The 21,213-nt window shown below is 62.6% G+C and carries 23 protein-coding genes; 11 read left to right on the forward strand and 12 right to left on the reverse strand.

Annotated features, from left to right (window positions below):
- Window positions 1-65: 65 nt before the first annotated feature.
- The 3 genes from relA to cysM all read right to left on the reverse strand — a co-directional run bounded on the left by relA (window position 66) and on the right by cysM (window position 4,661).
- The gene (gene relA, locus ACF8E5_RS15980) at window positions 66-2,306 is read right to left on the reverse strand and encodes a GTP diphosphokinase (protein WP_058605345.1); all 2,241 of its coding nucleotides are present in this window, start codon (window positions 2,304-2,306) and stop codon (window positions 66-68) included.
- Window positions 2,307-2,402: 96 nt separating this feature from the next.
- Window positions 2,403-3,761: a 23S rRNA (uracil(1939)-C(5))-methyltransferase RlmD gene (gene rlmD / locus ACF8E5_RS15985; protein WP_392475529.1), complete on the reverse strand. Its 1,359-nt coding sequence runs from the start codon at window positions 3,759-3,761 to the stop codon at window positions 2,403-2,405.
- On the reverse strand, window positions 3,762-4,661 hold the full coding sequence (gene cysM, locus ACF8E5_RS15990; RefSeq protein WP_058605367.1) for a cysteine synthase CysM: 900 nt from the start codon (window positions 4,659-4,661) through the stop codon (window positions 3,762-3,764). It lies immediately after the preceding gene.
- A gap of 258 nt (window positions 4,662-4,919) precedes the next feature.
- On the opposite strand from cysM, the gene ACF8E5_RS15995 reads away from it, so the two are divergent.
- The 4 genes from ACF8E5_RS15995 to ACF8E5_RS16010 are packed head-to-tail and all read left to right on the forward strand — an operon-like array spanning window position 4,920 to window position 9,585.
- A complete protein-coding gene (locus ACF8E5_RS15995) occupies window positions 4,920-7,676 on the forward strand; it encodes a response regulator (protein WP_145256163.1) in 2,757 nt (918 codons plus the stop codon).
- A 49-nt stretch (window positions 7,677-7,725) separates the two neighbouring features.
- Complete coding sequence (locus ACF8E5_RS16000) at window positions 7,726-8,715, forward strand: 2-hydroxyacid dehydrogenase (RefSeq protein WP_196121681.1); 990 nt, start codon at window positions 7,726-7,728, stop codon at window positions 8,713-8,715.
- Window positions 8,716-8,746: 31 nt separating this feature from the next.
- On the forward strand, window positions 8,747-9,184 hold the full coding sequence (locus tag ACF8E5_RS16005; RefSeq protein WP_078478972.1) for a hypothetical protein: 438 nt from the start codon (window positions 8,747-8,749) through the stop codon (window positions 9,182-9,184).
- Window positions 9,181-9,585, forward strand: coding sequence for an META domain-containing protein (locus ACF8E5_RS16010; protein WP_058605340.1), 405 nt, complete (start codon window positions 9,181-9,183; stop codon window positions 9,583-9,585). Before ACF8E5_RS16005 ends, ACF8E5_RS16010 begins: the two co-directional genes overlap by 4 nt.
- Window positions 9,586-9,655: 70 nt before the next feature.
- Here ACF8E5_RS16010 and ACF8E5_RS16015 read toward each other — a convergent pair whose 3' ends face one another.
- Window positions 9,656-10,120, reverse strand: coding sequence for a TlpA disulfide reductase family protein (locus tag ACF8E5_RS16015; RefSeq protein ID WP_058639498.1), 465 nt, complete (start codon window positions 10,118-10,120; stop codon window positions 9,656-9,658).
- Window positions 10,121-10,205: 85 nt separating this feature from the next.
- Between ACF8E5_RS16015 and arsC the strand changes: the two genes are divergently transcribed.
- Genes arsC through ACF8E5_RS16030 form a run of 3 tightly spaced genes read left to right on the forward strand, consistent with a single transcriptional unit; the run spans window position 10,206 to window position 11,567 of the window.
- Window positions 10,206-10,559: an arsenate reductase (glutaredoxin) gene (arsC, locus tag ACF8E5_RS16020; RefSeq protein WP_058639499.1), complete on the forward strand. Its 354-nt coding sequence runs from the start codon at window positions 10,206-10,208 to the stop codon at window positions 10,557-10,559.
- Window positions 10,556-11,161 carry an NAD(P)H:quinone oxidoreductase gene (gene wrbA / locus ACF8E5_RS16025; RefSeq protein WP_058639500.1) on the forward strand — a complete coding sequence of 202 codons (606 nt, stop codon included), beginning with the start codon at window positions 10,556-10,558 and terminating at the stop codon, window positions 11,159-11,161. The genes arsC and wrbA overlap by 4 nt, the downstream gene beginning before the upstream one ends.
- A complete protein-coding gene (locus ACF8E5_RS16030; RefSeq protein WP_058639501.1) occupies window positions 11,154-11,567 on the forward strand; it encodes a DUF2069 domain-containing protein in 414 nt (137 codons plus the stop codon). The genes wrbA and ACF8E5_RS16030 overlap by 8 nt, the downstream gene beginning before the upstream one ends.
- A gap of 26 nt (window positions 11,568-11,593) precedes the next feature.
- On the opposite strand, the gene ACF8E5_RS16035 is transcribed toward ACF8E5_RS16030, so the two are convergent.
- Window positions 11,594-12,265, reverse strand: coding sequence for a DNA-3-methyladenine glycosylase I (locus ACF8E5_RS16035; RefSeq protein ID WP_078478973.1), 672 nt, complete (start codon window positions 12,263-12,265; stop codon window positions 11,594-11,596).
- A gap of 3 nt (window positions 12,266-12,268) precedes the next feature.
- Complete coding sequence (gene ttcA, locus ACF8E5_RS16040) at window positions 12,269-13,093, reverse strand: tRNA 2-thiocytidine(32) synthetase TtcA (RefSeq protein ID WP_023534071.1); 825 nt, start codon at window positions 13,091-13,093, stop codon at window positions 12,269-12,271.
- A 168-nt stretch (window positions 13,094-13,261) separates the two neighbouring features.
- Between ttcA and ACF8E5_RS16045 the strand changes: the two genes are divergently transcribed.
- Window positions 13,262-13,768, forward strand: coding sequence for a SprT family zinc-dependent metalloprotease (locus tag ACF8E5_RS16045; RefSeq protein WP_256674258.1), 507 nt, complete (start codon window positions 13,262-13,264; stop codon window positions 13,766-13,768).
- A gap of 82 nt (window positions 13,769-13,850) precedes the next feature.
- On the opposite strand, the gene fpr is transcribed toward ACF8E5_RS16045, so the two are convergent.
- The gene (gene fpr / locus ACF8E5_RS16050) at window positions 13,851-14,630 is read right to left on the reverse strand and encodes a ferredoxin-NADP reductase (protein WP_028635022.1); all 780 of its coding nucleotides are present in this window, start codon (window positions 14,628-14,630) and stop codon (window positions 13,851-13,853) included.
- Window positions 14,631-14,751: 121 nt separating this feature from the next.
- Between fpr and ACF8E5_RS16055 the strand changes: the two genes are divergently transcribed.
- Complete coding sequence (locus ACF8E5_RS16055) at window positions 14,752-15,678, forward strand: LysR family transcriptional regulator (RefSeq protein WP_058639504.1); 927 nt, start codon at window positions 14,752-14,754, stop codon at window positions 15,676-15,678.
- A 32-nt stretch (window positions 15,679-15,710) separates the two neighbouring features.
- Here the strand turns inward: ACF8E5_RS16055 and ACF8E5_RS16060 are convergent, their stop codons facing one another.
- The 3 genes from ACF8E5_RS16060 to ACF8E5_RS16070 form a co-directional block, all read right to left on the reverse strand.
- Entirely contained in the window at window positions 15,711-16,079 is a 369-nt protein-coding gene (locus tag ACF8E5_RS16060; RefSeq protein ID WP_058605332.1) for a diacylglycerol kinase, read from the reverse strand.
- Window positions 16,080-16,152: 73 nt separating this feature from the next.
- The gene (gene erdR, locus ACF8E5_RS16065) at window positions 16,153-16,803 is read right to left on the reverse strand and encodes a response regulator transcription factor ErdR (RefSeq protein WP_058605331.1); all 651 of its coding nucleotides are present in this window, start codon (window positions 16,801-16,803) and stop codon (window positions 16,153-16,155) included.
- 175 nt (window positions 16,804-16,978) lie between these two features.
- The gene (locus ACF8E5_RS16070) at window positions 16,979-17,689 is read right to left on the reverse strand and encodes a tRNA-uridine aminocarboxypropyltransferase (protein WP_392475530.1); all 711 of its coding nucleotides are present in this window, start codon (window positions 17,687-17,689) and stop codon (window positions 16,979-16,981) included.
- A gap of 210 nt (window positions 17,690-17,899) precedes the next feature.
- Between ACF8E5_RS16070 and ACF8E5_RS16075 the strand changes: the two genes are divergently transcribed.
- Window positions 17,900-18,319, forward strand: coding sequence for a quorum-sensing-regulated virulence factor family protein (locus tag ACF8E5_RS16075; RefSeq protein WP_058605329.1), 420 nt, complete (start codon window positions 17,900-17,902; stop codon window positions 18,317-18,319).
- A gap of 119 nt (window positions 18,320-18,438) precedes the next feature.
- Window positions 18,439-19,548: a TIGR00730 family Rossman fold protein gene (locus ACF8E5_RS16080; RefSeq protein WP_058605328.1), complete on the forward strand. Its 1,110-nt coding sequence runs from the start codon at window positions 18,439-18,441 to the stop codon at window positions 19,546-19,548.
- 15 nt (window positions 19,549-19,563) lie between these two features.
- Here ACF8E5_RS16080 and recX read toward each other — a convergent pair whose 3' ends face one another.
- The gene (gene recX, locus ACF8E5_RS16085; RefSeq protein WP_078478976.1) at window positions 19,564-20,031 is read right to left on the reverse strand and encodes a recombination regulator RecX; all 468 of its coding nucleotides are present in this window, start codon (window positions 20,029-20,031) and stop codon (window positions 19,564-19,566) included.
- A 20-nt stretch (window positions 20,032-20,051) separates the two neighbouring features.
- Window positions 20,052-21,119 carry a recombinase RecA gene (gene recA / locus ACF8E5_RS16090; protein ID WP_023534161.1) on the reverse strand — a complete coding sequence of 356 codons (1,068 nt, stop codon included), beginning with the start codon at window positions 21,117-21,119 and terminating at the stop codon, window positions 20,052-20,054.
- Between the last annotated feature and the right edge of the window lie 94 nt (window positions 21,120-21,213).

Genomic DNA, 21,213 nt, shown 5'->3' on the forward strand with positions numbered 1-21,213 from the left:
GGTCGGGCTTGGCGGGCAAACCGGCCCCTAAGGGGCGGGATGCCCGCGAATCGTGCACGCGGGATTCAGGGCGTACGATTACGCCGTGTCTCGATGATGTTCGGCAACTGCGAGATACGCCCCAGTAAGCGCCCAAGGGCATCCAAACCGGGGATCTCGATGGTCAGCGACATCAGCGCCGTGTTGTCTTCCTTGTTCGAGCGGGTATTGACCGCCAGCACGTTGATCTTCTCGTTGAGCAGCACCTGCGACACATCGCGCAGCAAACCGGGGCGATCATAGGCACGGATGATGATATCGACCGGGTAAGTCTGTACCGGAATCGGCCCCCAGCTGACCTGGATCATGCGCTCCGGCTCTTTGCCGGCCAGCTGCAACACCGAGGCGCAATCCTGGCGGTGGATGCTCACACCGCGACCCTGGGTGATGTAGCCGACGATGGCATCGCCAGGCAACGGCTGGCAGCAACCGGCCATCTGCGTCAGCAGGTTGCCCACGCCCTGGATCTGAATGTCGCCACGCTTGCCCCCACGCGGCCCGCTGGGCTTGCGCGGCACCAGCTCGATCTGCTCGATGCGCTCAGGCTCGAGCAGCTGTTGCGCCGCATTGACCAGATGCGCCAGGCGCAGGTCCCCAGCGCCCAGGGACGCAAACATGTCCTCGGCCGTCTTGACGTTGGTCTTCTCGGCCAGGCGCTCGAAGTCGACCTGCGGCAGGCCCAGCCGGCTGAGCTCACGTTCGAGCAGCGTCTTGCCGGCGGCAACGTTCTGGTCGCGCGCCTGCAGCTTGAACCAGTGCACGATCTTGGCCCGCGCGCGCGAAGTGGTGACATAGCCTAGGTTCGAGTTCAGCCAGTCACGGCTCGGGTTACCGTGCTTGCTGGTGATGATTTCGACCTGCTCGCCGGTCTGCAGGCTGTAGTTGAGCGGCACGATGCGCCCGTTGATCTTGGCGCCCCGGCAGTTGTGGCCGATCTCGGTGTGCACCCGATAGGCGAAGTCCAGGGGCGTCGCCCCTTTTGGCAGGTCGATGGCGTGACCGTCCGGGGTGAACACGTACACCCGGTCGGGCTCGATGTCGACCCGCAGTTGCTCGGCCAGGCCCCCGATGTCGCCCAGCTCTTCATGCCACTCCAGCACCTGGCGCAGCCAGGAAATCTTTTCTTCGTAGTGGTTCGAGCTGGGCTTGACGTCGGTGCCCTTGTATCGCCAGTGGGCGCAGACGCCAAGCTCCGCTTCCTCGTGCATGCCGTGGGTGCGGATTTGCACTTCCAGCACCTTGCCCTCCGGGCCGATTACCGCCGTATGCAGGGAGCGGTAGCCGTTTTCCTTGGGGTTGGCGATGTAGTCGTCGAATTCCTTGGGGATGTGACGCCACAAGGTGTGCACGATACCCAGGGCGGTGTAGCAGTCGCGTATCTCGGGGACCAGCACCCGCACGGCGCGCACGTCGTAGATCTGGCTGAATTCCAGGCCCTTGCGCTGCATCTTGCGCCAGATCGAGTAGATGTGTTTGGCGCGGCCACTGATGTCCGCCTTCACCCCGGTGGCCAGCAGTTCGTTCTGCAACTGGTTCATGACATCGCTGATAAAGCGTTCACGGTCCAGGCGACGCTCGTGCAACAGCTTGGCGATCTGCTTGTACTGTTCGGGCTCGAGGTAGCGGAACGAAAGGTCTTCCAGTTCCCACTTGATATGCCCGATACCCAGACGGTGGGCCAGGGGGGCGTAGATGTCGAACACTTCCCGCGCCACCCGCAGGCGTTTCTCGTCATCAGCGGCCTTGACCGCTCGAATGGCACAGGTGCGTTCGGCCAGCTTGATCAACGCCACGCGAACGTCGTCGACCATCGCCACCAGCATCTTGCGCAGGTTCTCGACCTGCGCCTGAGAGCCGAGCACCAGCGACTGACGGGGGCTGAGACTGGCACTGATCGCAGCCATGCGCAGCACGCCATCGATCAGCTTGGACACGACCGGCCCGAAGCGCTGGCTGACTTCGGCCAGGGTGACCTTGCCTTCTCGCACAGCGCGGTAGATGACCGCCGCTACCAGGGAATCCTGGTCGAGCTTGAGGTCCGCGAGAATCTCGGCAATCTCAAGACCTGCCTGATAGCTCGACGTACCATCGGCCCAGGAATGCTTGGCCGGGTTGCCCTTCTTCTCGACTTCCTGGGCAAACTCGCAGGCCTCTTTGAGCGCTGCGCGGTCGAGCGCCGAATCGACGCTGACCACATGGTCCAACCACGCTTCGAGATTGATACTGCCGTCGGTATTGACCGGCTGGTGCACTCTCACCTGTACCATCTTTGTTTTACCTTTCCATACAGCGCACCCTGCGGGTGCACTGGCAATCACCGCACGGCTGCCATTCCCTGGAAGCCGCACCAAGGGGCCAGCTGGCTAGCCCACTTCGAATAACGCCATGGCTTCGACATGCGCCGTTTGAGGAAACATGTCGAGAATCCCGGCCCTTGTTAACCGGTACCCCTGCCCGACCAGCACCTGGGCGTCTCGCGCCAGCGTGGCCGGGTTGCACGATACATAGACCAGCCGCTTGGCCCCAAGACGGGCGATGCCCTGCACCACCTCCCATGCACCGTCGCGCGGTGGGTCCAAGAGTACCGCAGAAAAGCCCTCGGCGGCCCATTCCATGCCCGTCAACGGCTGCGATAAATCGGCCTGAAAAAACTGCGCGTTATGCACATCGTTGCTGCGGGCATTGGCCGCCGCACGATCGACCATGGCCTGTACGCCTTCTACCGCCACCACCTCACGGGCATGCCGTGCCAGCGGCAAGGCAAAATTGCCCAGGCCGCAGAACAGGTCCAGTACCCGCTCTTCAGGCTGCGGAGCGAGCCAGGCCAAGGCCTGCTCGATCATAGCGGTATTGACCTGGGCGTTGACCTGCACGAAGTCGCCGGGGCGCCAGGCCAGTTGCAGCTGCCAGGGCGCCAGGTCGAAACCCAGCGGCCCGGTGGCATCCACCGGCTGCGGCTCGCCTTCACCCTGCAGCCACAACTGCGCGCTGGCCTCGGCGCAGAACGCCTGCAAGCGTGCGACATCTTCGGCCGGCAACGGCGCGACATGACGCACCAGCACTGCCTCGGCCGTGCCGCTGAACAGCTCCACATGGCCCAGCGCCTGGGGCTTGGCCAACGAGCGCAGCACCGTGGGCAAATGACGCAGGATCGACTGCAAGGGCTGGACCAGCACCAGGCAATCATCGATGGCAACGATGTCCTGACTGGCCTGCGCCCTGAAACCGACTGCCAACTGGCGGGTCTTGGGGTCCCAGCGCACGGCCACACGGGCGCGGCGACGGTAGCCGAAAGCGGCCCCGGTCAAGGGCGCGGCCCATTGCTCGGGCTGCACACCGGCCACCCGTTGCAGTTGCTCGGCCAGGGTGCGCTGCTTGAGCGCTAGCTGAGCCTCATGGGGCAGGTGTTGAAGGTTGCACCCCCCGCACTGGCCGTAGTATTTGCAAGGGGCTTCGCGGCGCTCGGGACTGGCCTGGAGCACCCGTTCAAGCCGCGCTTCGACGACTTTGCCACGGGCATTGAGCACCCTCGACTCGACCTCTTCGCCTGCCAGGGCGCCAGTGACGAACCAGGTGCGCCCTTCATGGAAAGCAATGCCGCGACCGTCCCCTGACAGGCGCTTGATGACCAGGCGTTGCTTCTTGCCCACGGGAATCTGGGGGCTACGATTGCCACCGGCTGGCTGAAAGCGCAGGCCGCTGTTGGTTTTCTTCTTGGACATTTAGCTCGGATCGAACAGGCCAGTGGACAGGTAACGGTCGCCGCGGTCGCAGATGATGGCCACCAAGGTGGCATTTTCCACTTCCTGGGACAGGCGCAGCATGGCGGCGACTGCACCACCGGAAGACACGCCGCAGAAAATGCCCTCTTCACGGGCAAGCCTGCGCATGGTCTGTTCGGCCTCGTCCTGGGACATGTCGACAATGCGATCGACCCGGGCGGCGTCGAAAATTTTTGGCAGGTATTGCTGGGGCCAGCGGCGAATACCCGGAATGGCCGCGCCTTCCATCGGCTGCAAGCCGACGATCTGCACCGCCGGATTCTGCTCCTTGAGGTACTGCGAGCACCCCATGATGGTCCCGGTGGTGCCCATGGAACTGATGAAGTGGGTAACGCGCCCCTGGGTCTGCTGCCAGATTTCCGGGCCGGTGCTGGTGTAGTGCGCCATCGGGTTGTCACCGTTGGCGAATTGGTCGAGCACCACGCCACGGCCATCGGCTTCCAGCTGCTGAGCCAGATCGCGTGCCCCTTCCATGCCCTCTTCCTTGGTCACCAGGATCAGCTCGGCGCCGTAGGCTGCCATCGCCGCCTTGCGTTCGGCCGTGGAGTTGTCGGGCATGATCAGGATCATCTTGTAACCCTTGATTGCCGCTGCCATGGCCAACGCGATGCCGGTGTTGCCGGAGGTGGCTTCGATCAGCGTATCGCCAGGCTTGATCTGGCCGCGCGATTCGGCACGGGCGATCATCGACAGCGCGGGACGGTCCTTGACCGAGCCGGCAGGATTGTTGCCCTCGAGCTTGAGCAGCAAGGTATTGCTGGTCTGGCCAGCCAGGCGCTGCAGGCGAACCAGGGGCGTATTGCCGACGCAATCGGCGATGGTTGGATACTGCAAGGTCATGGTGTCTTTCACAATCCGGACGGCGGGGGCGCCCATCATACCGGCAAACCCCGCTTCGCCATATCACGCAATCTGTGGTGCATATAGCTACAGGCTATAAAGCCCGTGCAGTGCCTTGCCCATGCACGGCGCCACATGCCACCGCCGGTGCTGCACCTGCGTACGGACTTAACGCGTGCAATGGCTGGCGAGGGGGAGTAACGTCCCCGCTTGGCCGCCTTGCAGGGCGGCATCCAGGCACATTGACAGGAGGCGAGTGTGCTCGATCGTTTGGGAATTCGCAGCCGCGTGCTGTTGCTGGCGCTGCTGCCAGCCGGGTTGATGGCAGTGGTGCTGGGCAGCTACTTCACCTGGTTGCAACAGAGCGACCTGCGCACGCAACTGCTGCAACGGGGCAAGATGCTGGCCGAGCAGCTGGCGCCGCTGGCAGCCCCGGCCATGGCCCGCAAGGCGCCTGCACAACTGGAGCGCATTGCCGCGCAAACCCTCGAACAGGCCGACGTACGCGCGGTCGCCTTCCTGACACCGGACCGTAGTCGGCTGGCCCATGCCGGCCCGAGCATGCTCAACCAACCGCCCAGCGGCGGCAGCGGTACCCAGTTGCTGCAACGCAGTGGCAACGACGCCACTCGTTACCTGATGCCAGTGTTCGGCCACCACCGTGACCTGGCCACCGATGCCGTGCCTGCCGAAGCCGAACGCTTGCTGGGCTGGGTGGAAATCGAGCTGTCCCATGACGGCACCTTGCTGCGCGGCTACCGCAACCTGTTCACCACGCTGCTTCTGATCCTGGCCTGCCTGGTGGTCAGTGGGCTGCTGGCCCTGCGCATGAGCCGTGCCATCAACACGCCGATCGAGCGCATCAAGCATGCGGTCAACCAGCTCAAGGACGGCCACCTCGAGGAACGCCTGCCGGCCATGGGCAGTCACGAGCTGGACGAACTGGCCCGCGGCATCAACCGCATGGCCGAGACCCTGCACAGTGCCCACGAAGAGCTGCAGCACAGCATCGACCAGGCCACCGAGGATGTCCGGCAGAACCTGGAAACCATCGAAATCCAGAACATCGAGCTGGACATGGCCCGCAAGGAAGCCCTGGAAGCCAGCCGCATCAAGTCGGAATTTTTGGCCAACATGAGCCATGAAATCCGCACGCCGCTCAACGGCATTCTGGGCTTTACCCACCTGCTGCAGAAAAGCGAGCTGATGCCCCGCCAGGTGGACTACCTGAACACCATCGAGAAGTCAGCCGACAATTTGCTCGGGATCATCAACGAGATCCTCGATTTCTCAAAGATAGAAGCAGGCAAGCTGGTGCTCGACAGCATCCCCTTCAACCTGCGCGACCTGATCCAGGACACCCTGACCATCCTGGCACCGGCCGCCCATGCCAAGCAGCTTGAGCTGCTGTGCCTGATCTACCGCGATACGCCCTCCTCGCTGATCGGTGACCCGCTGCGCCTCAAGCAGATCCTCACCAACCTGGTCAGCAACGCGATCAAGTTCACCCGCGAAGGCACCATCGTCGTGCGCGCCATGCTCGAAGACGAGCACGAGGACAGCGCCCAGTTGCGCATCAGTGTCCAGGACACCGGCATTGGCCTGTCGCCTCAAGATGTACGCACGCTGTTCCAGGCCTTCAGCCAGGCTGACAACTCCTTGGCCCGCCAGCCAGGCGGCACCGGCCTGGGGCTGGTGATCTCCAAGCGCCTGATCGAGCAGATGGGCGGCGAAATCGGCGTCGATAGCACCCCTGGCGAAGGTTCGCAGTTCTGGATCAGCCTCAACCTGCCCAAGGCGCACGACGATGCCGAGGAGCTGCCTCTGCAGCCCTTGCTCGGCCGTCGCGCCGCCATCGTCGATGGCCATGCACTGGCGCGGCAGGCCCTGGAGCACCAGTTGCAGGACTGCGGTTTGAGCGTCTGTGTCTTTACCTCCTACGAGCAACTGCTGCAGGCGGTGCAAGCTGCCAGCCAGGCGGGGCAGCCGTTCGACTTCGCCGTGCTGGGCGCCAACGTAGGCTCCCTGGCACCCGAACAGCTGGGTCAGTATTACCAGCACCTGGAGCGGCATCATTGCCAGTGCGTGGTGCTGTGCCCCACGACCGAGCAGGCGCTCTATCACCCTTACCTGTCCAATGGCCACGGCCAACTGCTGTCCAAGCCATCGTGCACGCGCAAGCTGCGCCGCCTGCTGCTGGAAATGGTCCAGCCCCGCCGGTTGCAGGGCGAGGTCAGCGCCATGGTGGGCCAGCAGCGCCAGCCCAAGGTGCTGTGCGTGGATGACAACGCGGCCAACCTCTTGCTGGTGCAGACTCTGCTGGAGGACCTGGGCGCCCGGGTGACGGCTGTCGACAATGGTTACGCGGCGGTACAGGCCGTGCAGAGCGAACCGTTCGACCTGGTACTGATGGACGTGCAGATGCCCGGCATGGACGGACGCGCCTGCACCGAGCAAATTCGCCGCTGGGAAAACACCCAGAGCGGCAACCCGTTGCCAATCGTTGCACTGACCGCCCACGCAATGGCCAATGAAAAACGCGCCTTGCTCCATGGCGGCATGGACGACTACCTGACCAAGCCGATCAGCGAGCGGCAACTGGCACAGGTGGTGATGAAGTGGACTGGGCTGAGCCTTGGCTTGTCGCCGCAGATGCCGGCGAGCCTGCCCACCGGGCCTGACGAGTTGAAGGTGCTCGACCATGACGAAGGCCTGCGCCTGGCGGCAGGCAAAGCCGATCTGGCCGCCGACATGCTGAGCATGTTGCTGGCCTCGCTGGAAGATGACCGCGCCGCTATTCGGGATGCACGTCAAGCGCATGACCGTCGTACGCTCATCGAGCAGGTGCACCGGCTCAACGGCGCTTCTCGCTATTGCGGCGTGCCTCAGCTGCGTGCCGCGTGCCAACGCAGCGAGACCCTGCTCAAGCAGGACAGCCCCTTGGCTGGGGAGGCGCTCGATGAACTGGACAACGCGATCAGCCGGCTGGCAGCCGAGGCCAGGCTGAGTATTTGAGGGCAGCCGCCCTTTCCACTGACCCAGTGCCTATGCACAAGGAGCCACCATGCGCGCCCTGCTGTTCAGCAGTCAGCACTATGACCAGGAGAGTTTCACCCAGGCCGCCGTGGGCGGCGGCCTGGCACTGCATTTTCAGTCCGCGCGTCTTACGGCCGATACCGCGCCGCTGGCCCAGGGCTACGAGGTCGTCTGCGCGTTCATCAACGACGAGCTCGACGCGGCGGTGCTGCAATGCCTGGCGCGCGGTGGTACGCGCCTGGTGGCCTTGCGTTCAGCCGGGTACAACCATGTCGACCTGGCTGCGGCCCAGCGGCTGGGAATAGATGTGGTGCGGGTACCGGCCTATTCGCCCCAAGCCGTGGCCGAGCACGCCGTGGCGCTGATACTGGCGCTCAATCGGCGCTTGCACCGGGCCTACAACCGCACGCGTGAAGGCGATTTCACCTTGCACGGGCTGACCGGTTTCGACTTGCATGGCAAGACCGTCGGGGTCGTCGGCACCGGCCAGATCGGCGCGGCCTTCGCACGCATCATGGCCGGCTTCGGCTGCCAACTGCTGGCCTACGACCCCTGCCCCGACCCGCAGCTCGAGGCCTTGGGCGCGCGCTACATGAGTTTGCCAGCGTTGCTGAGCCAGGCACGCATCATCAGCCTGCACTGCCCGTTGACGCCAGGCACCCGGCACCTGATCAATGCCCAGAGCCTGGTCCACCTGCAACCTGGCGCCATGCTCATCAACACCGGACGCGGGGCGCTGGTCGATACGCCGGCACTGCTCGATGCGCTCAAGAGCGGCCAGCTGGGCTACCTGGGCCTGGACGTTTACGAAGAAGAAGCCAAAGTATTCTTCGAAGACCGCTCGGACCTGCCCCTGCAGGACGATGTGCTGGCCCGCCTGCTGACATTCCCGAATGTGATCGTCACGGCCCATCAAGCCTTCCTCACCCATGAGGCCTTGCAGGCCATTGCCCAGACGACGCTTGAGAACATTGCCTGCTGGGCGGCAGGCAGGGCGCAGAACCTGGTGACCGGTTAATGCTAGGATACGCGGCATTTAGGGAGGACCCATGGTCGAACACGATTTTCGTTACACCCTCTTCAACCCGCAGCACACCCTGATCGAGTGCAGAGCCCTGGTGCCCGGCCGTTACCAGGTCACAGGCAACGGTGGCTCGATGCACAAGGGCGACACCCTGCTGGTCACCCTCAAAGGCAGCAAGGACTTGGCCATGCGCCTGACCGTGGACAGCGTCCGCCACCTGATCAACCCGCGCGGACAGTGGGTTGCCGTGGCCAACGGGCCAGTCTTCCATGAACTGGAGATCCTGGCCTGGCAAGTGGCGTGCGACAGCTGCGATGCGGTACTGGACTTCGAATTTGCGGTCGATGCCAAGCTGGGCAAGGCAGCGCGTCAGCCTGCAGCCAGCGCCCGCATCGCCGAACTGGGCTGGGCAAGCCAGGACGCCCGGCACCTCTGCCCCCGTTGCCAGGAGCCTGCACAATGAAAAACCTGCTTACCAGCGCACTGATTGCCACCGGCCTGCTTGGCTGCGCGACCGCCCCTTCGGACCTGCAGCAAGACCGCAGCTACGTACTGGAGTGGATCGGCGAGCGCCCCCTGATCGACAACAGCCACTTGAGCATGACCTTGGGCAGCGACGGGCGCGCCTATGGCAATGCCGGCTGCAATCACTGGTTCGCGGCCTACACCCTCGATGGCGAGCGCTTGAGTTTTGGTAGCGTCGGCAGCACCCGCAAGCTGTGTGCACCGGCTTTGATGGAACAGGAAAAACGCTTCCTGCAGGCCCTTGGCAAAGTCACCCGCTGGGACCTGGCGCCGGATCAGCAATTGCGCTTGTGGCCCACCGACGGCAAGCCGCTGCGCCTGTGGCCTGAAGAGGGCTGAGCGGGCGGGCTGTTGCCCGCGGGGCCTGGCTTGACAGGTCAGCGCCCCGTTCGCTCAGGCCGTGCCAGCGTCACCCCTGTTTCAGGGCCTTGATCTTGGCCTTCAAGCCTTCGAGCGTCTGCTCACCGAGCAATTGCTCACGCACCTTGCCCTTGTCATCAATGATGTAGGTCACCGGCAGCGCCTCGCTGCGGGGCAGGTCATAGCGCTCGGCGGGGTCCTGGGCCAGCACGGTGAAATCGATGCCCAACGTATCGGCCGCCTGCTTGAGGTCCGCGCCTTGCAGGCCATCGAAATTCACCCCCACCACCTTGATGCCGTCAGCGGCCCATTGCTTGGCAGCCGCATTGAGCTCGGGAATTTCGGTACGGCACGGCCCGCACCACTCCGCCCAGTAGTTGAGCACCAGCCAGTGCCCGTCTACCTGTTCGGCCTTTACCGTGTTGCCGTGCTGGTCCACGCCATAATCGGCACCGCAACCACCGAGCAACAGGCTCGCGGTGATGGCCATTACTGCTGCCAGACGCCTTGCCATGGGTCAATCCTTCTCGAGTTTTAGAGCAAATGGGTCAGTCGCTGCGGTTAGAATACCGGTCACACCTTGCTGGATGCGACCCCACATGACTGACCTGACGCTCTATCATAACCCGCGCTGCTCCAAATCCCGCGGCGCGCTGGAACTGCTCGAGGCCCGCGGCCTGGCGCCTACCGTGGTGCGCTACCTGGAAACGCCCCCCGATGTCGCCACGCTCAAGGTGCTGCTGGACAAGCTGGGCATCCCGCCCCGTCAACTGTTGCGTACGGGCGAGGACGACTACGCTCAACTCAATCTGGCCGATCCGACACTCAGCGACGCCCAGCTGATCGACGCCATGGCGACCCACCCCAAGCTGATCGAGCGGCCAATCCTGGTAGCCGGCGACAAGGCCGTGATCGGCCGCCCACCCGAAAATATCCTGGAGATCCTGCCGTGAGCGAACCCTATATCCTGGTGCTCTACTACAGCCGCCATGGCTCGACCAGCGAGATGGCCCGGCACATCGCCCGTGGCATCGAACTGGGCGGCATGGAAGCACGCCTGCGCACCGTACCGGCCGTGTCCAGCGAATGCGAGGCGGTCGCGCCCGACGTGCCGGCCAGTGGCGCGCCCTACGCCACCCTCGACGACCTGCGCCACTGCTCGGGGCTGGCCCTGGGCAGCCCTACCCGCTTCGGCAACATGGCCGCTGCGCTCAAGTACTTCCTGGACGGTACCAGCCCCTTGTGGCTGGGCGGCGAGCTGGTGGGCAAGCCCGCCGGTGTGTTCACCTCCACCGCGAGCCTGCACGGTGGTCAGGAGAGCACCCTGCTGTCGATGATGCTGCCCCTGCTGCACCACGGCATGCTGGTACTGGGCCTGCCCTACAGCGAATCAGCCCTGATCGAGACCCGTGGCGGCGGCACACCCTACGGGGCGAGCCACCACGCCGGCGCCGATGGCAAGCGCGACCTCGATGAGCACGAAATCGCTTTGTGCCGCGCCCTGGGGCAGCGCCTGGCAACCACGGCCAAAGCCTTGGAGACCACGCGTGGCTAAGGCGCGAAAACCGCTGCCTGCGCAGGCATGGCTAGCACCTCGGGTACGGGTGACCCGGGCGCTGAGCTTGGCGTTCGTGCTGGGCTTGATCGCGCTGCTGGTGGTGAACAACCTGTGGTTCGCCAATCTGCATGGCGCGCGGGTGAGCGTGATCCTGGCCATCGAACTGCTGCCACTGCTGCTGGTACTGCCAGGCATGGTCAGCGCCAGCGCCCGCGCGCATGCCTGGGCCTGTTTCGTGGTCAATATCTACTTCATCAAGGGGGTGGTGGCAGCGTTCGATCCTGCGCGGGCTCTGTTTGGCTGGCTTGAGCTGTTGGTCAGCCTGGGGCTGTTCACGGCCGCGCTGCTGTATGTGCGCTGGAAGTTCCAGTACCAAAGGCGCCTGGCCGGCGAAGGCAACTGATGGGGGGCGGGCCCGCCCCCGCCGGCTCAGTGATTGACGGTATGGGCCAGCATGACCGACAGCTGGCACAACGGTCGGCCGCTTTGTTCGTGCCACTGGTTGAAGGCGTCCTGCACCAGGGCCAGGTCGCGCTGGCTGGTGGGCTTCTTGTCGATGACCTTTTGCGCGATCAGCGCTGCCGCCATATCGTCGGTCGGCACGAAGGTGTCCTTGCCGACCATGCGCAGGAAACGCGGCGCGGACAAACCGCCCAACTGATTACCGTGCTTGGTCAGGTATTTCCATAAACCCACGATATCGGTTACTGGCCAATCGGCGATGAAGTTCCCGAAGCTGCCCCACTGCTTTTCGATATCCAGCACCATCTGGGCGTTGCGTGGCACGCTCTTGAGCTTGCCCAGGTGCCGGATGATGCGGGTGTCCTGCATCAGCCGCTCAAGGTGCTCGGCACTCATCAGCACGACCTTTTCCGGGTCGAAGCCGAAGAACACCTGCTCGAACGCCGGCCACTTGGCGTCCACCAGGCTGTGCTTGAGCCCGGCGCGAAATACGCGCAGGGCAAGGGTCGACAAGTAGCGATCAGCGCTGGTCGCCCGTAGCTGCTCCGAGCTGCGAGGTTGCGGCAGGGCCGCCTCCAGGGCGCGGGCAGAGCCGAAGCGGTTCAGGCAGAACTCGTGCAGCCACTGATAGTCACGCATGGGTCAGATGTTCACCACGTCAAGAAAGCGCGGGGTGGCGTTTTCATCGATCGTCAGGCTGGTGAAATCGAAGAGGTTGCGGTCGGCCAGCTGCGACGGTGCGACATTCTGCAAAGCGCGGAAAATGCTTTCGGTCCGGCCTGGGTGCTTGCGCTCCCATTCGACCAGCATGTCCTTGACCACCTGACGCTGCAGGTTTTCCTGCGAGCCGCACAGGTTGCAGGGGATGATCGGGAACGCCTTCATGTCCGAGTACGCCTGGATATCCTTCTCGCTGCAGTAGGCCAGCGGACGGATCACCACGTTACGGCCGTCGTCGGCGCGCAGTTTTGGCGGCATGCCTTTGAGGGCACCGTTGAAGAACATGTTGAGGAAGAATGTTTCGACGATGTCGTCACGGTGATGACCCAGGGCCATCTTGGTGGCACCGATTTCATCAGCGAAGGTGTACAAGGTGCCGCGGCGTAGGCGCGAGCAGAGCGAGCAGGTGGTCTTGCCTTCCGGGACCAGTTCCTTGACCACCGAGTAGGTGTCCTTTTCGACGATGTGGTACTCGACACCCAGTTCCTTGAGGTAGGCCGGCAGCACGTGCTCCGGAAAGCCTGGCTGCTTCTGGTCCATGTTCACCGCCACGATCTGGAACGAGATCGGCGCCACCTTCTGCAGGTGCAACAGAACATCGAGCATGGTGTAGCTGTCCTTGCCGCCGGACAGGCAGACCATGACCTTGTCGCCATCCTCGATCATGTTGTAGTCGGTGATGGCTTCGCCAGCGAGACGACGCAGGCGTTTTTGCAATTTGTTCTGGTTGACCGAAAGGGTGCCCATAGCGCTTGAATCCGCGAGGTGTGACAAAAGCCGGCTATTTTACGCACAATTGCAGCAGGGCTGTAGGCATTCCGACAAAGACTTCAGGGCGATCACGCTCAAATAACCCATCGTGTGACCAATGGCTGGGTGAGTGCACGGCCGCTGCGGCATAATGGCCGCCAGAGGATTCATTGCCCCATGCCCGAACTGCTCATCCAACGCGTCGAAATCTGCTATCAGCAGGCCGAGCGCTTTTTTGATCGCGCCTTCCCCCGCCCGCAGGTCAGTTTCAAGCTGCGCGGGCAAAAAGCCGGGGTGGCCCACCTGCACGAAAACAAGCTGCGTTTCAACCTGCAGCTATACCGCGAGAACCACGAAGACTTCCTGCGCCAGACCGTAGCGCACGAGGTCGCCCACCTGGTCGCTCACCAGGTCTTTGGTGACGGTATCCAGGCCCACGGCCAGGAGTGGCAGTTGATCATGCGCGGCGTCTACGAACTGCCGCCGGCGCGCTGCCACAACTACGCCGTCAAGCGCCGCGCGGTGACCCGCTACCTCTACCGCTGCCCCTGTCCGCAAAGTGAGTTTGCGTTCACGGCGCAGCGGCACGCATTGGTGGGCCAAGGCCGGCGGTACCTGTGCAAACGTTGCAGGCAACTGCTGGTCTACAGCGGCCAGACGCGGGTCGAATAGCGGGCTTGGTCACGAAACAGGCAAAAAAAAACGATCCGTTGACGTGGGGTCAACGGATCGTCTGGTCATGCTGGGCGCGTCTTTATTTCTCGACGAACGCCCGCTCGATCAGGTAATCGCCCGGCTCGCGCATGCGTGGGGAGATTTTCAGGCCGAAGCTGTCCAGCACTTCGCTGGTCTCATCGAGCATGCTCGGGCTGCCGCAAATCATCGCGCGGTCATCCTGCGGGTTGATCGGCGGCAGGCCGATGTCGCTGAACAACTTGCCGCTGCGCATCAGGTCGGTCAGGCGGCCCTGGTTCTCGAAAGGCTCGCGGGTGACGGTCGGGTAATAGATCAGCTTTTCGCGTACGGCTTCGCCGAAGAATTCGTTCTGCGGCAGGTGCTCGGTGATGAACTCGCGGTAAGCCACTTCGTTCACGTAGCGCACGCCGTGGACCAGGATCACCTTCTCGAAACGCTCGTAGGTTTCCGGGTCCTGGATCACACTCATGAACGGCGCCAGGCCAGTACCGGTGCTGAGCAGGTACAAGTGCTTGCCGGGGTTGAGGTCGTCGAGCACCAGCGTACCGGTAGGCTTCTTGCTGATGATGATCTCATCGCCTTCCTTCAGGTGCTGCAGCTGCGAGGTCAGCGGGCCGTCGGGCACCTTGATGCTGAAGAACTCCAGGTGTTCTTCCCAGTTCGGCGAAGCGATGGAGTAGGCACGCATGAGCGGACGGCCGGAGTCCTGCTGCAGGCCGATCATCACGAACTGACCGTTCTCGAAGCGCAGCCCCGGATCACGGGTGCACTTGAAGCTGAACAGCGTGTCGTTCCAGTGGTGCACACTGAGGACACGTTCGTGGTTCATGTTGCTCATCTAATGGGGCTCCTGAAGAAAGTCGCAGCGCGCAAAAGGCGCAGAGTTGCGCGATAGTTTAGGGGCAGCGACAATATCTGTTAACTGGATTATCAAGATATGTGTTATCGGTTATATCGATATGCGATTCACACTACGTCAACTTCAGGTCTTCGTGGCCGTCGCCCAGCACCAGAGCGTTTCACGCGCTGCAAGCGTGCTTGCGCTGTCGCAATCGGCTGCCAGCACCTCCATCACCGAGCTTGAACGCCAGAGCAGCTGCCAGTTGTTCGACCGGGCGGGCAAGCGCCTGAGCCTCAACGCCTTGGGTCATCAGTTGCTGCCACAAGCCGTGGCACTCCTGGACCAGGCCAAGGAAATCGAGGACCTGCTCAACGGCAAATCAGGGTTCGGCTCCCTCGTGGTGGGCGCCACGCTCACCATTGGCAACTACCTGGCAACCCTTCTGATCGGCAGCTTCATGCAGCGACACCCCGAAAGCCAGGTGAAGCTGCACGTACAAAATACTGTGCATATCGTGCAACAGGTGGCACACCACGAAATTGACCTGGGTCTGATCGAAGGTGATTGCAATCATCCGGACCTTGAGGTGCAGCCTTGGGTGGCGGATGAACTGGTAGTGTTCTGCGCCCCCCAACATGCACTGGCCAAGCAGGGCCGCGCCGACATCGCCACGCTGGCCCGTGAGGCGTGGATCCTGCGCGAGCAAGGCTCGGGCACGCGCCTGACGTTCGACCAGGCCATGCGCCACCACCGCGCACAGCTGGACATCCGCCTGGAACTGGAGCACACCGAGGCCATCAAGCGCGCCGTGGAATCGGGCCTGGGCATCGGATGCATCTCACGCCTGGCCCTGCGCGATGCCTTTCGCCGTGGCAGCCTGGTGGCAGTGGAAACACCCGAGCTGGACTTGATGCGCCAGTTCTACTTCATCTGGCACAAGCAGAAATACCAGACCTCGGCGATGCGCGAGTTTCTGGAACTCTGTCGCCACTTCACCGCTGGCGTCACGCGCAGCGACGAGATCGTGCTGCCGCCTATAGCCTGAGCCGTGCAGGCGCGGCGCCCTGCGTTGTAGCCTTACAGAAGGATCACGCCCCACACGATTGCGACCATGCACAACGACACCAACTGAGCAGCGCTGCCCATGTCCTTGGCGTTCTTGGACAAAGGGTGGCGTTCGAGGGAAATGCGATCGATCGCCGCCTCTACCGCCGAATTGAACAGCTCGACAATCAGCCCAAGCAGACACACCGCGATCATGATCGCCCGCTCCGCACGGCTTACCGGCAACCAGAAGGCAACAGGCACCAGCACGATGTTGAGCAGTACCAGCTGGCGGAATGCAGCCTCGCCCTTGAAGGCGGCGCGCAGCCCGTCCAGGGAATAGCCCGCGGCGTTGAGGATTCGTTTCAGACCAGTCTGGCCCTTGAAAGGTGATGGCGTCATGGGGTTCGCTTAGCTACGAAAGGGCCGGCAGACTAGGCTGGCAAGGGTCAAAAAAGCGTGAAGGCCTGGGTAATCAGGTGCTAGCAACCGATTCAAGTTGTTGCAGCAACAAAGCGGCCTGGGTGCGCGTGCGCACACCCAGCTTGCGGAAAATGGCCGTCACATGGGCCTTGATGGTGGCTTCGGACACACTCAGCTCGTAGGCGATCTGCTTGTTCAGCAAGCCCTCGCAGACCATCGTCAGTACCCGGAACTGCTGCGGCGTCAGGCTGGCGAGCCCTTCGCTGGCAGCCCTCGCTTCAGCAGGCACATCGACCTTCTCGAACGCCTGTGGTGGCCACCACACTTCGCCATCGAGCACTTTGCGCACCGCATCCTGAATCACTTCGAGGGTGCTCGACTTGGGAATGAACCCGCTGGCGCCGAACTCGCGGGACTTGACCACGACCGCAGCCTCCTCCTGCGCCGAGACCATCACCACCGGTATCTGCGGGTACTGCCCGCGCAGCAGGACCAAGCCGGAAAAACCGTAGGCACCTGGCATGTTCAGGTCGAGCAGCACCAGGTCCCAGTCTGCCTTTTCGCTCAGGCGGTTCTCCAGCTCTGCAATACTTGCCACTTCCACCAGACGCACGTCCGGGCCCATGCCCAGGGTGACGGCCTGGCGCAGTGCACCGCGAAACAGCGGGTGGTCATCGGCAATCAGGATTTCGTATGTGGCCATCGATCTAAGGATCCTGTTCTGTACCAGGGGCCCGTCGGCACGGGCGCACTGGCGGGAATCGGCGCCAAGGATGCCGAGCGGCGACGGCATAGGTCAAGCCAGCCTGCCAGTCGCTCAATCCGCCTTGGCGGCATCCCGGTCATTATGAACCAAAGCCGGTAGGCTGCCCCTTGGACTATAGGAAGGTATGCAGGCGCTGGTGAACAGCATCCTGTTCATCCAGGGGCAGGCGGCGTTTGCCACTGAGGTAGTGCAAGCTGAAGACGTCCAGGTAGGCGTCCAGCGCCTGTGAGGCGAGGTGATCCCCGGCCAGGTCCAGGCACATGGCGGCCACTTCCGCCGTACAGAAATGGTCATCGCGCCGCGAGCGGCGCAGCCGGTAGCGTGACATCTGCTCGGGCTGCAGGCTCAGCACCGGAAAACGCTCCAGGTAGGGGCTTTTGCGAAACATCTTGCGCGCTTCGGTCCAGGTGGCGTCGAGCAGGATGAACAATGGCCGCTTGCCAGACGAGCGCACCACGTCCGTCACGACGCGCTCCGGCGCCACGAATTCACCCGGGAACACGATGTACGGCTGCCATTGCGGATCATCGAGCAACGCCAAAAAGCCCTCGTCCACCGAAGTGCGCAGCCAGCCAAAGGCGGAGGTGTCTTCGATCAGGTCAGCGATGAGCCAGCCGGTATTGGTTGGCTTCAGCGGCTCGGTATCGTGCATCAAGAGACAGATGCCCGACTCGGCACTGACGTTGGGTTTCCAGTCACACAGGCAATGCGTGGCAATGACCCGGCAACCTGGGCAACGCTCGGCCCGGGAGCCGCGTGCGATAAAGGGTTTGTTGCTGCGCGCCAGGCGTTCGGCGCGCAGCCGCGCGACGGCATGGCTCATGCCGGCACGCATTGCAGAAAAGAGGTGGCAGTCACTGCAGTGGCTCGATTGAAAACGGCTGGCAGTTTACCAGAATGCCGGCCATTTGCTGTGCAGATGACCGGAGCGCCCCTATACTCGCGATTTCAAGCGCCACGCGGGCGGCAGCGATAAGGGAACGCCGTCTGCCTACGCCTGTCCAAGCGCCAGTCACCGAACCAGGAGAGATCCATGCTGCGCCTTATCGCCCCCGCCCTGAGCTTGTTGCTCGCACTGCCACTTGCAGCCCAGGCGGCTTCCAAGCAGGACTATGACCTGAACACGATGCTGCAGAAGGTTGCCAAGGAAAGCAGCGTTGGCACACCCCGCGCCATCAACGAAGACATTCTCGACCAAGGCTATACGGTCGAAGGCAAGGCCCTGATCAACCACCTCAGCGTACGCGCTGACCATGCTGCGCGCATGCAGGCCAACCCTGAGCAGGTGCGCAGCCAGTTGGGCGACAGCGTTTGCCGCAACACCGGGTTCCGCAACCTGATGTCCAAAGGCGCAGTGATGGTGTACCGCTTCACGGTCTACAAGACCAATCAGCCGTTGATGGATCAGGCCTTCGACAGCGCTAGCTGCGTTGCCGGTAACAAGAAGAAGTAAAGCTTCGAATACCGCTCAAGCCCCGTCCGGGCGCCCCTCCATGCGCCCGACACCCTATACGGGCTGGGCGTGACCCGTGCTATAGGGCTAGATTGATAAGGAGCAGAAGGAGAAGTTGCATGCCCTATCAATCGAATGAACTGCTTTCCAGCCACTTCCGCGATCATGACATCGACCTGAGCTACATCGACGCCCAACTCGAACGCGTAGCCCCCGATAGCCCCAACCTGCCCCTCTATCGCGACATGATGCTGACGATCCTGCGCATGGCCCACGACGACGCCGACCGCTGGAGCACCAAGATCACCCTGCAAGCGCTGCGCGAACTCGACCAGTCCTTTCGCGCACTGCGTCGCCACAAGCACCGCCGTAAGGTCACTGTGTTCGGCTCGGCGCGTACGCCGCTGGAGCACCCCATGTATGCCCTGGCCCGTGAGCTGGGTGCTGCGCTGGCCCGCTCGGACTTGATGGTCATCACCGGTGGCGGCGGCGGTATCATGGCCGCCGCCCATGAAGGCTCCGGCGCCGACAACAGCCTTGGCTTCAACATCACCCTGCCCTTCGAACAACATGCCAACCCAACCATAGAAGGCACCGACAAGCTGCTGTCGTTTCACTTCTTCTTCATTCGCAAGCTGTTCTTCGTCAAGGAAGCGGACGCGCTGGTGTTGTGCCCCGGAGGGTTCGGTACGCTCGATGAAGCACTGGAAGTGCTGACGCTTATCCAGACGGGTAAGAGCCCCCTGGTACCGGTGGTACTGCTGGACTCACCGCAGGGTACCTTCTGGCAGGACTGCCTGGCGTTCATTCGCCACCAGCTGCAGGACAATCGCTACATCCTGCCAGGCGACCTTAAGCTGCTGCGCCTGGTGCACAGTGCCGAGGAAGCTGTTGAGGAAATCAATCGGTTCTACCAAAACTACCACTCCAGCCGCTGGCTGAAACGCCAGTTCGTCCTGCGCATGCACCGGCCACTCGCACCCGAAGCGTTACAGGCGATTGACGAGCAATTTGCCGATCTCTGCCTAAGCGGCAGCTTCGAGCAAACGCCTGACAGCAACGTCGAAAACGAAACCGGGGATTTTGGGCATCTGACACGCCTGTGCTTCGCTTTTACCGGCCGCGATCAAGGCCGACTGCGAGAGCTGGTGGACTTCATCAATCTGCCGCAACATTGGGCTGTTGCGCCGTCAGCCTGCCATGAACAGCACTTGCCGGATCTCTCTTAGGCGCAGGCAGTGGGTTCAATCGTCCCAGCCTCGCCCGCTGAGCAGCTTTCCAATCATATCCATGGGGAAACCACGATAAGCGAGAAAGCGCATTTGCTGCGCACGCGCCTTGGGATCCTCAGGGCGTTGCCCGGCATATTTGCGCTGCCATACCTCATACAGGCGCTCGCCCCAGTCGATATGACTCTCGCGAAGCGCTGCATCGATATCACCACGCGCCAAGCCGCGCTGCCCGAGCTCCTCACGGATTCGGGCAGGGCCATAACCAGAATTGGATCGATAACGAATGAAGCTTTCCAGATAGCGAGCTTCACTCAGCAAACCTTCTTCGCTCAGCCGATCAAGCTCATGCTCGATCAGCGTCTGCAAAGCCCCGCGCTGAAGTAACTTGCGGGTCAATTCCACGCGACCATGCTCACGTCGCGCAAGCAGGTCCATGGCTGCCCGCCGAATGGCGACGGGGGTGTCGAGTACGGCAGGCATGTTCAGCTAAGGTCGCGTGATCAATAGCCAGCTTCGGCTTCGGCCACGTCACCCGCATCGGCCTGTGCGGCCGCAGCCTTGGCAGCAGCGGCTACGGCACCGGCATTGAGCAGCTTGTCGCGGATCTGCTTCTCGATCTCGCTACCGATAGCGGGATTCTCGTGCAAGTACTTGGCAGCATTCGCCTTGCCCTGACCAATCTTGTTGCCTTGGTAGCTGTACCAGGCACCCGACTTCTCGACCAGGCCCTGAGAGACGCCCAAGTCGATGATCTCACCGTTACGGTAGATACCTTTGCCGTACAGAATCTGGAATTCTGCTTGACGGAACGGTGGCGCCACCTTGTTCTTGACGATCTTGACGCGGGTTTCGCTACCCACCACCTCGTCGCCTTCCTTGACTGCACCGGTGCGACGGATATCCAGGCGAACCGAGGCATAGAACTTCAGTGCGTTACCGCCAGTGGTGGTTTCTGGGCTACCAAACATCACGCCGATCTTCATACGGATCTGGTTGATGAAGATGACCAGGCAGTTGGCGTTCTTGATGTTACCGGTGATCTTGCGCAATGCCTGGGACATCAGGCGAGCCTGCAGGCCCACATGCATGTCACCCATTTCGCCTTCGATTTCAGCCTTGGGTACCAGGGCAGCCACGGAGTCGACAATGATGACGTCGACGGCGTTGGACCGTACCAGCATGTCGGTGATTTCCAGCGCCTGCTCACCCGTATCGGGCTGCGAAACCAGCAGGTCGTCTACGTTGACGCCCAGCTTGCCGGCGTACTCGGGGTCAAGGGCGTGCTCGGCATCGACGAACGCACAGGTGGCGCCACTTTTCTGGGCTTCGGCGATGACCGAGAGCGTAAGCGTGGTTTTACCTGACGATTCCGGGCCGTAGATTTCGACGATACGGCCTTTCGGCAGACCGCCAATACCCAGCGCGATGTCCAGCCCCAGGGAGCCGGTGGAAATGGAAGGGATGGCCTGGCGCTCATGGTCGCCCATGCGCATGACGGCGCCCTTACCGAATTGACGTTCGATTTGACCCAGGGCCGCAGCCAAGGCGCGCTTCTTGTTGTCGTCCATTGAAATCCTCACGTGTTCGACTTGGCCCTGATGGCCGGATAACTGTATAAGTAGCCAGTATTATTCCACAGGCGAGCGTCCGAGCAAACCCCCG

It is taken from the genome of Pseudomonas sp. WSY_20 (genome assembly GCF_043104335.1).
Taxonomy (GTDB): Bacteria; Pseudomonadota; Gammaproteobacteria; order Pseudomonadales; family Pseudomonadaceae; genus Aquipseudomonas; species Aquipseudomonas parafulva_B.

What these genes read in the sequence shown, in the direction of transcription:
- relA (WP_058605345.1), bottom strand. Translation starts at nt 2,306, where the DNA reads ATGGTACAGGTGAGAGTGCACCAGCCGGTCAATACCGACGGCAGTATC.
- rlmD (WP_392475529.1), bottom strand. Translation starts at nt 3,761, where the DNA reads ATGTCCAAGAAGAAAACCAACAGCGGCCTGCGCTTTCAGCCAGCCGGT.
- cysM (WP_058605367.1), bottom strand. Translation starts at nt 4,661, where the DNA reads ATGACCTTGCAGTATCCAACCATCGCCGATTGCGTCGGCAATACGCCC.
- ACF8E5_RS16000 (WP_196121681.1), top strand. Translation starts at nt 7,726, where the DNA reads ATGCGCGCCCTGCTGTTCAGCAGTCAGCACTATGACCAGGAGAGTTTC.
- ACF8E5_RS16005 (WP_078478972.1), top strand. Translation starts at nt 8,747, where the DNA reads ATGGTCGAACACGATTTTCGTTACACCCTCTTCAACCCGCAGCACACC.
- ACF8E5_RS16010 (WP_058605340.1), top strand. Translation starts at nt 9,181, where the DNA reads ATGAAAAACCTGCTTACCAGCGCACTGATTGCCACCGGCCTGCTTGGC.
- ACF8E5_RS16015 (WP_058639498.1), bottom strand. Translation starts at nt 10,120, where the DNA reads ATGGCAAGGCGTCTGGCAGCAGTAATGGCCATCACCGCGAGCCTGTTG.
- arsC (WP_058639499.1), top strand. Translation starts at nt 10,206, where the DNA reads ATGACTGACCTGACGCTCTATCATAACCCGCGCTGCTCCAAATCCCGC.
- ACF8E5_RS16035 (WP_078478973.1), bottom strand. Translation starts at nt 12,265, where the DNA reads ATGCGTGACTATCAGTGGCTGCACGAGTTCTGCCTGAACCGCTTCGGC.
- ttcA (WP_023534071.1), bottom strand. Translation starts at nt 13,093, where the DNA reads ATGGGCACCCTTTCGGTCAACCAGAACAAATTGCAAAAACGCCTGCGT.
- fpr (WP_028635022.1), bottom strand. Translation starts at nt 14,630, where the DNA reads ATGAGCAACATGAACCACGAACGTGTCCTCAGTGTGCACCACTGGAAC.
- ACF8E5_RS16055 (WP_058639504.1), top strand. Translation starts at nt 14,752, where the DNA reads ATGCGATTCACACTACGTCAACTTCAGGTCTTCGTGGCCGTCGCCCAG.
- ACF8E5_RS16060 (WP_058605332.1), bottom strand. Translation starts at nt 16,079, where the DNA reads ATGACGCCATCACCTTTCAAGGGCCAGACTGGTCTGAAACGAATCCTC.
- erdR (WP_058605331.1), bottom strand. Translation starts at nt 16,803, where the DNA reads ATGGCCACATACGAAATCCTGATTGCCGATGACCACCCGCTGTTTCGC.
- ACF8E5_RS16070 (WP_392475530.1), bottom strand. Translation starts at nt 17,689, where the DNA reads ATGAGCCATGCCGTCGCGCGGCTGCGCGCCGAACGCCTGGCGCGCAGC.
- ACF8E5_RS16075 (WP_058605329.1), top strand. Translation starts at nt 17,900, where the DNA reads ATGCTGCGCCTTATCGCCCCCGCCCTGAGCTTGTTGCTCGCACTGCCA.
- ACF8E5_RS16080 (WP_058605328.1), top strand. Translation starts at nt 18,439, where the DNA reads ATGCCCTATCAATCGAATGAACTGCTTTCCAGCCACTTCCGCGATCAT.
- recX (WP_078478976.1), bottom strand. Translation starts at nt 20,031, where the DNA reads ATGCCTGCCGTACTCGACACCCCCGTCGCCATTCGGCGGGCAGCCATG.
- recA (WP_023534161.1), bottom strand. Translation starts at nt 21,119, where the DNA reads ATGGACGACAACAAGAAGCGCGCCTTGGCTGCGGCCCTGGGTCAAATC.